Source organism: uncultured Tissierella sp., from assembly GCF_902479755.1.
GTDB lineage: Bacteria > Bacillota > Clostridia > Tissierellales > Tissierellaceae > Tissierella > Tissierella carlieri.
In genome coordinates, this window is the sequence record NZ_CABSQO010000075.1 from 1 (window position 1) to 8,308 (window position 8,308).

12 protein-coding genes and 3 tRNA genes are annotated in these 8,308 nt (G+C 31.0%); 11 read left to right on the plus strand and 4 right to left on the minus strand.

Annotation, left to right across the window (positions count from 1 at the left end; genetic code table 11):
* Nucleotides 1-63 precede the first annotated feature (63 nt).
* The 6 genes from RDK80_RS19720 (at nucleotide 64) to RDK80_RS19745 (ending at nucleotide 2,524) form a co-directional block, all read left to right on the plus strand.
* The gene (locus RDK80_RS19720) at nucleotides 64-255 is read left to right on the plus strand and encodes a small, acid-soluble spore protein, alpha/beta type (RefSeq protein ID WP_094903360.1); all 192 of its coding nucleotides are present in this window, start codon (nucleotides 64-66) and stop codon (nucleotides 253-255) included.
* A gap of 21 nt (nucleotides 256-276) precedes the next feature.
* Entirely contained in the window at nucleotides 277-1,017 is a 741-nt protein-coding gene (locus RDK80_RS19725; protein ID WP_308525278.1) for a class I SAM-dependent methyltransferase, read from the plus strand.
* Nucleotides 1,018-1,044: 27 nt separating this feature from the next.
* Nucleotides 1,045-1,923, plus strand: a complete 879-nt coding sequence (gene hslO, locus RDK80_RS19730; protein WP_308525279.1) for an Hsp33 family molecular chaperone HslO — start codon at nucleotides 1,045-1,047, stop codon at nucleotides 1,921-1,923.
* A 183-nt stretch (nucleotides 1,924-2,106) separates the two neighbouring features.
* A tRNA-Phe gene (locus tag RDK80_RS19735) sits at nucleotides 2,107-2,182 on the plus strand.
* A 156-nt stretch (nucleotides 2,183-2,338) separates the two neighbouring features.
* Nucleotides 2,339-2,413 (plus strand) — tRNA-Gly (locus RDK80_RS19740).
* Nucleotides 2,414-2,449: 36 nt separating this feature from the next.
* A tRNA-Cys gene (locus tag RDK80_RS19745) sits at nucleotides 2,450-2,524 on the plus strand.
* A 99-nt stretch (nucleotides 2,525-2,623) separates the two neighbouring features.
* Here RDK80_RS19745 and RDK80_RS20175 read toward each other — a convergent pair.
* Both RDK80_RS20175 and RDK80_RS19750 read right to left on the minus strand, forming a co-directional pair.
* Nucleotides 2,624-2,944, minus strand: a complete 321-nt coding sequence (locus RDK80_RS20175; protein ID WP_374041688.1) for a tyrosine-type recombinase/integrase — start codon at nucleotides 2,942-2,944, stop codon at nucleotides 2,624-2,626.
* Between the two features lie 423 nt (nucleotides 2,945-3,367).
* Entirely contained in the window at nucleotides 3,368-3,517 is a 150-nt protein-coding gene (locus RDK80_RS19750; protein WP_158220162.1) for a hypothetical protein, read from the minus strand.
* A 188-nt stretch (nucleotides 3,518-3,705) separates the two neighbouring features.
* Between RDK80_RS19750 and RDK80_RS20180 the strand changes: the two genes are divergently transcribed.
* From RDK80_RS20180 to RDK80_RS19760, 3 genes are all read left to right on the plus strand, one after another.
* On the plus strand, nucleotides 3,706-3,828 hold the full coding sequence (locus RDK80_RS20180) for a Holliday junction resolvase RecU (RefSeq protein WP_374041687.1): 123 nt from the start codon (nucleotides 3,706-3,708) through the stop codon (nucleotides 3,826-3,828).
* 362 nt (nucleotides 3,829-4,190) lie between these two features.
* On the plus strand, nucleotides 4,191-5,015 hold the full coding sequence (locus RDK80_RS19755; protein WP_308525280.1) for an MBL fold metallo-hydrolase: 825 nt from the start codon (nucleotides 4,191-4,193) through the stop codon (nucleotides 5,013-5,015).
* A gap of 122 nt (nucleotides 5,016-5,137) precedes the next feature.
* On the plus strand, nucleotides 5,138-5,395 hold the full coding sequence (locus RDK80_RS19760; RefSeq protein ID WP_308525281.1) for a hypothetical protein: 258 nt from the start codon (nucleotides 5,138-5,140) through the stop codon (nucleotides 5,393-5,395).
* A gap of 871 nt (nucleotides 5,396-6,266) precedes the next feature.
* Here RDK80_RS19760 and RDK80_RS19765 read toward each other — a convergent pair.
* Together RDK80_RS19765 and RDK80_RS19770 are read right to left on the minus strand one after the other, a co-directional pair.
* On the minus strand, nucleotides 6,267-6,560 hold the full coding sequence (locus RDK80_RS19765; protein WP_201259982.1) for a spore coat protein: 294 nt from the start codon (nucleotides 6,558-6,560) through the stop codon (nucleotides 6,267-6,269).
* Nucleotides 6,561-6,571: 11 nt separating this feature from the next.
* Entirely contained in the window at nucleotides 6,572-6,781 is a 210-nt protein-coding gene (locus RDK80_RS19770) for a hypothetical protein (RefSeq protein ID WP_094903374.1), read from the minus strand.
* A gap of 315 nt (nucleotides 6,782-7,096) precedes the next feature.
* Here RDK80_RS19770 and RDK80_RS19775 point away from each other — a divergent pair, with 315 nt between their 5' ends.
* Nucleotides 7,097-7,582, plus strand: coding sequence for a DUF1259 domain-containing protein (locus RDK80_RS19775; protein WP_308525282.1), 486 nt, complete (start codon nucleotides 7,097-7,099; stop codon nucleotides 7,580-7,582).
* 222 nt (nucleotides 7,583-7,804) lie between these two features.
* A complete protein-coding gene (locus RDK80_RS19780; RefSeq protein ID WP_308525283.1) occupies nucleotides 7,805-7,960 on the plus strand; it encodes a hypothetical protein in 156 nt (51 codons plus the stop codon).
* Nucleotides 7,961-8,308 lie beyond the last annotated feature (348 nt).

Genomic DNA, 8,308 nt, shown 5'->3' on the forward strand with positions numbered 1-8,308 from the left:
ATTTATTTCTTTAAGAATAATTAAAGGGGTTCTTCCTAATAATAGAGCTAGGAGGGATGATATATGAAGAAAAATAAGAAGAAAGATAAAATTGAAACTTTAGAGGATAAGTTAAAATATGAGATAGCTGAGGAACTGGGATTAACACAGAAAATCAAAGAAGTAGGTTGGGCTGGATTAACTGCTAAGGAATCTGGTAGAATAGGCGGATTAATGACTGTAAGAAAAAGAGAAATGAATAAGAAATCTGAATAATTAGTAAAAGGGGGAATAGTTATGGATATCTACAATAAGTTTGCTAGTATCTATGATGAATTGATGATGGACTTTAACTATGAAGATTGGTTTAATTATATAGAAGACATATTTAAGAAATATAATAAGACGCCTAGGAAGATTATTGAGATGGCTTGTGGGACAGGAAACCTTTCTTATTATTTAGCGAAGAAAGGCTATAATTTAACTTGTTTTGACTTATCAGAGAATATGCTGTCTCAAGCTTATGGAAAGCTTAGGAAGTTTAAAAATGTAAAGTTAATAAAACAGAATATGATTGATTTTAATTTAAAAGAATCATTTGACTCTATTATTTCCATATGTGATAGTATAAACTATATTACTAGAAAAGAAGATTTACTTCAAACTTTTAAAAATGTCTGGAATCATTTAGAAGATGATGGTATATTTATATTTGATATAAACTCTTTTTATAAACTAAAATATATTATAGGAAATAATACCTTTGTAGAAGATAGAGAAGATGTATTCTATACTTGGCAGAATTATTATGATGAGAATAAAAATATTTGTGAATTCTATTTAACTTTCTTCTTTAGTGAAGACGGGGAAATATATGAAAGATTTGATGAGGAACATAAAGAAAGAGCTTATGAACTAGATGAAATAGTAGAACTACTTAAAAAAGCAGGATTTAGAGATGTAGATTATTTTCAAGCATTTCAGTTTGAAAGACCAGTAGAAAAAACTGAGAGGATAAACTTTGTAGCAATAAAATGATAAATATAGGTTTCAGGAGTGATTAGGATGAAAGATTATTTGATAAGAGGTATAGATAAAACAGGAAATATCCGAATATTTGTAGCAACCACAACAAACATGGTTGAGGAGGCAAGAAATAATCATAATACATCACCTACAGCTACAGCAGCGTTAGGAAGGGCTTTAACAGCTGGATCTATGATGGGTGTGATGATGAAAAATGAAAAAGACAGACTTACATTAAAAATTTCTGGAGATGGACCTATTGGGACTATTATGATAGTAGCCAATAATAAGGTTGAGATTAAAGGATATGTAGACCATCCTTATGCAGATGTACCTAGTAGAGACGATGGAAAGTTAGATGTAGGTAGACTTGTAGGGTCTAATGGTACTATTACCACTATTATGGACTTAGGATTAAAAGAGCCTTATATAGGACAGGCCAATTTAGTATCAGGAGAAATTGCAGAGGATTTGGCAACGTATTATGTAATATCAGAGCAGCAGCCATCTGCTATTGGTCTAGGAGTATTAGTTGACAAAGATATATCAGTTAAAGCAGCAGGTGGATATATAATTCAATTATTACCTGATGTATCAGATGAAGATATAACTAAAATTGAGGAAGCAATATCAAAAACACCTCCAATATCCTCTTTAATAGATAAAGGGTTAACACCAGAAGATATAATGTATGAGTTGCTAAGAGAATTTGAAATGGAAATATTAGATAGAGTAGATATTAATTATAGATGTGATTGTTCTAGGGAAAGGATAGAAGAGGTGCTTCTTAGCATAGGAAAAAAAGAAATAGAGGCTATGATTGAAGAAGATGGAAAAGGAGAAGTAGTGTGTCATTTCTGCAATACAAAATATCATTTTTCAAAAGAAGAATTAGAAAAATTAATAGTTGACAAATAGAGGAAATTCATATATACTAGATATTGTTCTGTTTGCCAAGGCAAACGTGATGCTCAGATAGTTCAGTCGGTATAAGCAGGGCACCAAAACGGCAAATTTCTGTTTTGTGTGCATCGCTTAATCCTTGATTGGTATATCTGGTCGAAGAAGTAAATAACTTTTACTAACAAAGTAAAGCATGATGCCCGGATAGCTCAGTCGGTAGAGCAGTAGACTGAAAATCTACGTGTCGCTGGTTCGATTCCGGCTCCGGGCACCAATATGTTCTAGGTAAATAAGCCCATGATTGCTAACAGAAATTGAATTGTAATATTTAATCAAAAAATAAAATTAAGTATTGACATTTTCTGTGAATCTATGCTATTATAATAAGGCAGCGAAACATGCTAGAATGTAAGATTGTACTAGATAACATGCGGAAATGGCTCAGTGGTAGAGCATCGCCTTGCCAAGGCGAGGGTCGCGAGTTCGAATCTCGTTTTCCGCTCCATAATGAGTAGCCCTAATTAATTAGGGCTATATATATGGCGCCATAGCCAAGTGGTAAGGCAGAGGTCTGCAAAACCTTTACTCCCCAGTTCAAATCTGGGTGGCGCCTCCAAAAACACATACTTGTAGGACTTAGGAAAACGGACGAAAATTAAAAAACGTCCAAAAACTGTCCAACATGAAAAAGATAACCTCCCTGGTCAGAGGGAGGTTATTTGTATAAAGATCGTTTTTTAGAATCTATCGCTTGATCAAATAGTCGAGCGGTAGATTTTTTTATTTCTTCAGTAACGTGGATATAAATATCATCTGTAGTTGATACTCTTGAATGTCTTAGTCTTTTAGATATTTCTTGACTATCAGCTCCAACTCTATAAACCATAGTTGCGTGGGAATGTCTGAGTCCATGAAAAGTAATCCTATCGATCCTTTTCTCCTCTAAAAATTGTTTGGCAAATTTTGTAAAAGCTTTTGAAATATAAGTAGGTCTAATCGGCCTACCATCTGGCCAAGAACATAACCATCTTTTAATGTTATAGTTTCTTTAGACATTTTTAGATAGAGTTCATTTATTATTTTAGTATTTAATTTATCAAGCCTAACTTTTCCTAAATTTGCTTTTATACAGTCTTTGTACCTCTTAACTGTATTATAAGTCTTCTTACCATCGATAAAGGTTTCAAACTAATCATCTAAGAATGAAGAGAAGGTTATATTTCCTTTTGCACTTATATTTCCTTTTGCACTTAAATTTCCTTCCTCAACTAAAGAGCAATAGGAGTGAGGAGGGTGATCAATCGATTTATATAAACACTTTGGTAAAAGAAAGAAGGAAATCAAGAGATGTACAGCATAGCAAATGTGTTTTATGAGATGGGGACGAAGGAAGAAAAAAAGATTTATACAAGTAAAAAAACAAAGAAAATCGGGGACAAGCCCCGATTAGTGTGATAATTTAACATTTTTTACCGAAGAAGCCACCAAGTAAATCATCACCACAGAAAATAATTACTAGTAATAGAAAGAAGAATAGCAGTGAACTATCATTCTTACCACAACCTCTGTCCCTATCACAATCTCTTCTACCGCCTATGAATTCATCCATAAAGATACCCCCTATTTAATATTCGGTTTAAGTAAAGAACCTAATACTAACATATGAAAAGTAGTGATGAAGTGTTATTAATTAATAAATTAAAAGAAGGAGATACAGATGAAAGCATTAAAGCTATGGAAAAAGCTAATTACAGGGACATTACTTAAAGAATATGTAGCAAATAGTATTTTGAAATAATGAGAATATCTATAGCTTTTGATGATAAAGAAACAAAGGAAGAGACAAGATTTCCTTTAAGTAATATCCAACCACATCAAATGGAATTTATAGAAAATTGGTACAAGCATAGAAGAATATAAGGAGCATGAAGATACAATAAAAGTTATGTAGGAGAATAAAAATCATGAGGACCATGAGGATAGAAGGCATAAGGATAAATGCACCTATAGAGTAGAGGATATTATTCCCACACAGGTAAAGAAAAGACTATATGAGATGGTGAGCTAAAGGCGGGAGATATAAATATTAAGAAATAAGATGTAGTAAATGTGGCAAGTTATTACTTTGGGCAGAAGGCAAAGGTGAAATAATATGTAAGAGATGCAAGACTAAGAAGAAATATGATACCGATAGTTGATATTAATAGTTTATAAAATAAGCATTTTTCCACATACTATTAAAGATGATTTTTAATAAAACAATAAATGGGAGAGTGTTAAAAGTGGGTAATAAAATAGTGGAAGGATTATCGGCAATGACAGCAACATCACAGGAAGTAACTCCAGATATATTGTTAATGGATTTTACAATTGTTAATGCTTGTTTAGTTGGAAATAAAGAAAATGAATGGATAGTTGTAGATACAGGTCTTGAAAACTCAGCAGATTTTATATTGCAATGTGTTCAGAAGAGGTTTGGTAAGAATAGCCGACCACAAGCAATTATTCTTACTCATGGACATTTTGACCATGTCGGATCAGTTATTAAATTATCCGAATTATGGGATGTTCCAGTATATATTCATGAATTAGAAATGCCCTATGTAACAGGAAAAAAGGATTATCCTTTAGGGGACCCTACTGTGGATGAAGGTCTAGTGGCAAAAATGTCACCAACATTTCCGCATACAAGTATCGATTTAGGTTTTCGTGCTGTAGCCCTTCCTACTGATGGTAGTGTACCTGGTATCACTGGCTGGAAGTGGATACACACACCAGGTCATACTGAAGGGCATGTCTCATTATTTCATGAAAAAGACCGTATACTTATTGTTGGAGATGCTTTTTGTACGACAAAACAAGAATCCTTATCATCTGTAATAACACATAAAGAACAAATAAGTGGTCCTCCAAAATATTTAACAACGGATTGGAAGGCAGCAGAAAACTCAGTAAGAATTCTTGCGGATTTAAAACCTTCATTGGCAATAGCAAGTCACGGAAAACCTATTGAAGGTGAAGAACTTATACAACACCTAGAAGTATTAGTAAAGGATTTTGATGCAATTGCTAAACCTGAACAAGGTCGTTTTGTAACTAAGCAATAGTAAATAAGAGAAAACATACAATAAATATTATATACTTTATACATTAAATTAAAAAGATAGAGACTTTAGAAGCCCAAGGAGAAATTAAATCCTTGAGCTTTTTCTTTTTTAGGGGGGAGGACATGCAGGATATACAGAGAGAATTAAATAATCTTAGAAGTGAACTTAATAAAGCTATTATAATTATAAAAGAAAGAGGGAAGAATAAGACAATAGCAGAAAGAGATTATAGAGTAGGATTAGCAAAAGAAATATTACTGCTTAGAAGTTCAGGAATACCAGTCATAACAATATCTGATTCGTGTAGGGGGAATGAGAAGATAGCAGAATTAAAAATGAATAGGGATATAGCTGAAACTATATATGAATTAAATATATAATTTATATATAGTACCAAGCTTAGTATAGATATAGTTATGAAGCAGATAGAGGCGGGGAGTAGGGAAGTATGAATAAAGAGCAATTATCACAGTTTAAATATCTAAAAAGCGAAATAGAAATATTAGAAAACAGATATCAGAATTAGATTGTACATACACAAAAGACAATGAAAAAGGATCTGATAATGAACTTCTTTATAGTTTACAATTGCAGGGTAGGATTATGAAACTTATTACAATAAACTAGATAGATTTCAGAGAAAGCTTAATAGAAGAGTAGAGGAATTAATTGATTTAGTAGAGGAAACTAATATAGTATTATAGAAATCTATTCTAAAACCATGTGTTAAAATTAAATAAGGATTTACATTAAATCTCACCAGCTTCTTGCTAATGAAGTAAATCATGATGAGAATGAGTTAAAATATATAACTTGTTCCTATCATGGAAAATATAGAAAGATTATAGTTACTGGTGCGTAGACGCTGTGGTAATAAAGAGTGTTTATTGCATTCATAGGATTAAGTTATGAAAAGAGAATATGGTGAGAGGTGTACTTTTCATTTCTATATTAAACAGTAAAGAGACCTTCCTAGAGGGTCTCTTTATATATTGGAATATGCTTTTTATCAAGAGAAAATGGGTGATAAGCTATTAGCAAAGCATGTCTAACGCTTAATACTATTATATTAAATTAATTAAAAAAGGTGAAATAAATATTTATTATTTAGAATGAAAGTTAATTTTACAAGTGAATTGCAGAGGAAAATAGAATAAAAAAATAAAAAGCTTTGGAGTATTCCAAGGCTTTTTAAAAAAACAAAAGAGTAGCCACATTTTATCAGTTTCTACTTTTACAAACAATTAGATTCTATCTGATAATATTTTTAGTTTCTTTTGAAACTGCATAAATTTGTTCTAATGGTTCATCATATGCATTATACCAACCATTTCGAATGGCCATATCTGATAACTGAAAATGACCATTTATACCAGCAGTTAATTGACTTGATAACATTTGTCTTAGTTCTGGATTTGTAGTCTCAACCAAAGCGGCAGACAACATCCCTACGCCAGCTTTAGAAGATGCAAGCATATTTAACGCAATATCCCTATCGTTCATATTATTATCATTACCTCCCATAAAGTTTTCTAGCCATGACATAATAGCTCCTCCTATTCCATATCAATGTTATTAACAAAATTATGCATTTCTTCTATACTAGCTTTTTTAGAATTTAAAGCATTCGTTAAAAAACTCTTTAATTCTGGATTTTCAACCATAGGAAGACTTGCATTAATGTTTTTATATCCTAGAATTGAGTTGCTCATCAACTCACGTAATTGTATAGTTTCATGTGGTGCTAGTGTTTTTCTATCACTCATTATTTTCACCTCCTGATAATATGATTTGCAAAATTCAAATATTTATGTAGAAGAGGGTGATAATATTATTAGATACTTTCTATATCAATAGATGCTAATTAATTAATAAATATATGATTATATTAATTTGCTTAAATTTGGTGATATAAATGTTTAGTATGCAGAGTGAAATTTAATTTTGCAAACCAATCATATAAAATTAAAGGTATCAAACTAGTAGTTAGAGCAAAATTTAAATTGTTACATAAAAATTTAATAAATAAAAGTAACATAATTTTAGGGACAACATATATAGTTATTGAGGGGGAATTATATATGACTGAAATCAAAAGAGACATTTATAGCTATAATTTGCATAGATATGATTATGATGAAATAGAAGAGGAATTTAGTGATCAGAATATAGATGAAGATGGACTTTGTCAGCAATTTGCAAATATATTAAATGCTTCTATATTAACTTCAGAAGAGGATCTATGTGCAGTAACATTTAATAGAAATATTGAAGCTGAAATTGCAGGAAGACCTACAAGAAGTCCCTTAGCACTAGCAGCATTGTTTTCTTTTGAATCTATGGATAACAGAGGCAGAACATTAAATTTAGGAGAAACAGTAATACTTCAAAGAGAAATAAATCCTTTCATAACTGCTTTAAGGGAAAGAGGAATTGAAGTAACTGCTTTGCATAACCATTGGTTATTTGATAGGACAAGACTATTTTATATTCACTTCTTTTCTATAGAAGATCCAATAACTTTTGCAAGAAAAGTTGCCGAGGCTCTCCGAATATTGAGAGATTAAATTTAGATCAGGACTAATTCCTGATCTTTCTATATTTATAGTAACACTTGTACAAACTCATAATATACTAATATTGGGAAAGAAATTCCCAATAATTAAATTGTATGAGACAAACATAAAAAATAAATCAACTTTTATTTAAAAAATTTCAAAAAAAGAAGGATTTTCTTAAACAATTATTTGACTATAATAAGTAAAATCTAATGTAAAAGGTGATAAATAATGGTAGAAAACCTATTATTTATAGCTAAGGATTTATTACGCTCTTTAGGAATTATGGAATTTACTAAAGATGAAAAGAATTATACAGCTTATGTGGCAGAAAGAGTTATGATTGTTTTATCAATTGAGTTAGAGAAAGGCATAATAATAGAATAGGATATTATTGGTCCTATTTTTTTGTAATACAGGATAACCGTTCAATTTAATAATTACCTTTAGTTTATATCATAATTAATCTCAAGTCTAAAAGTAAAAAATATTGAAAAATAGAAGATGGCATTGGTCTTGAGATAGTAAAATTTTATATATCGGAAGTCTTTAAGTATTTGCAAAACCTTTACTCTCCAGCTTAAAATAGTATTTAGTATAAAAAAGAATCGGGCACAATGAACCGACCCCTAAAAGTTAGACCTAAGAATCTAACTGATGGGAGGTCGGTTTTTAAATGGCAAAATATAGTTATGAATTTAAGATGAAAGTTGTGCAAGAATATTTAGCTGGAAA

Bases quoted from the DNA above. Each gene is read 5' to 3' on its own strand.
- RDK80_RS19720 (WP_094903360.1), top strand. From the start codon at position 64: ATGAAGAAAAATAAGAAGAAAGATAAAATTGAAACTTTAGAGGATAAG.
- RDK80_RS19725 (WP_308525278.1), top strand. From the start codon at position 277: ATGGATATCTACAATAAGTTTGCTAGTATCTATGATGAATTGATGATG.
- hslO (WP_308525279.1), top strand. From the start codon at position 1,045: ATGAAAGATTATTTGATAAGAGGTATAGATAAAACAGGAAATATCCGA.
- RDK80_RS19750 (WP_158220162.1), bottom strand. From the start codon at position 3,517: ATGGATGAATTCATAGGCGGTAGAAGAGATTGTGATAGGGACAGAGGT.
- RDK80_RS20180 (WP_374041687.1), top strand. From the start codon at position 3,706: ATGAGAATATCTATAGCTTTTGATGATAAAGAAACAAAGGAAGAGACA.
- RDK80_RS19760 (WP_308525281.1), top strand. From the start codon at position 5,138: ATGCAGGATATACAGAGAGAATTAAATAATCTTAGAAGTGAACTTAAT.
- RDK80_RS19765 (WP_201259982.1), bottom strand. From the start codon at position 6,560: ATGTCATGGCTAGAAAACTTTATGGGAGGTAATGATAATAATATGAAC.
- RDK80_RS19770 (WP_094903374.1), bottom strand. From the start codon at position 6,781: ATGAGTGATAGAAAAACACTAGCACCACATGAAACTATACAATTACGT.
- RDK80_RS19775 (WP_308525282.1), top strand. From the start codon at position 7,097: ATGACTGAAATCAAAAGAGACATTTATAGCTATAATTTGCATAGATAT.
- RDK80_RS19780 (WP_308525283.1), top strand. From the start codon at position 7,805: ATGGTAGAAAACCTATTATTTATAGCTAAGGATTTATTACGCTCTTTA.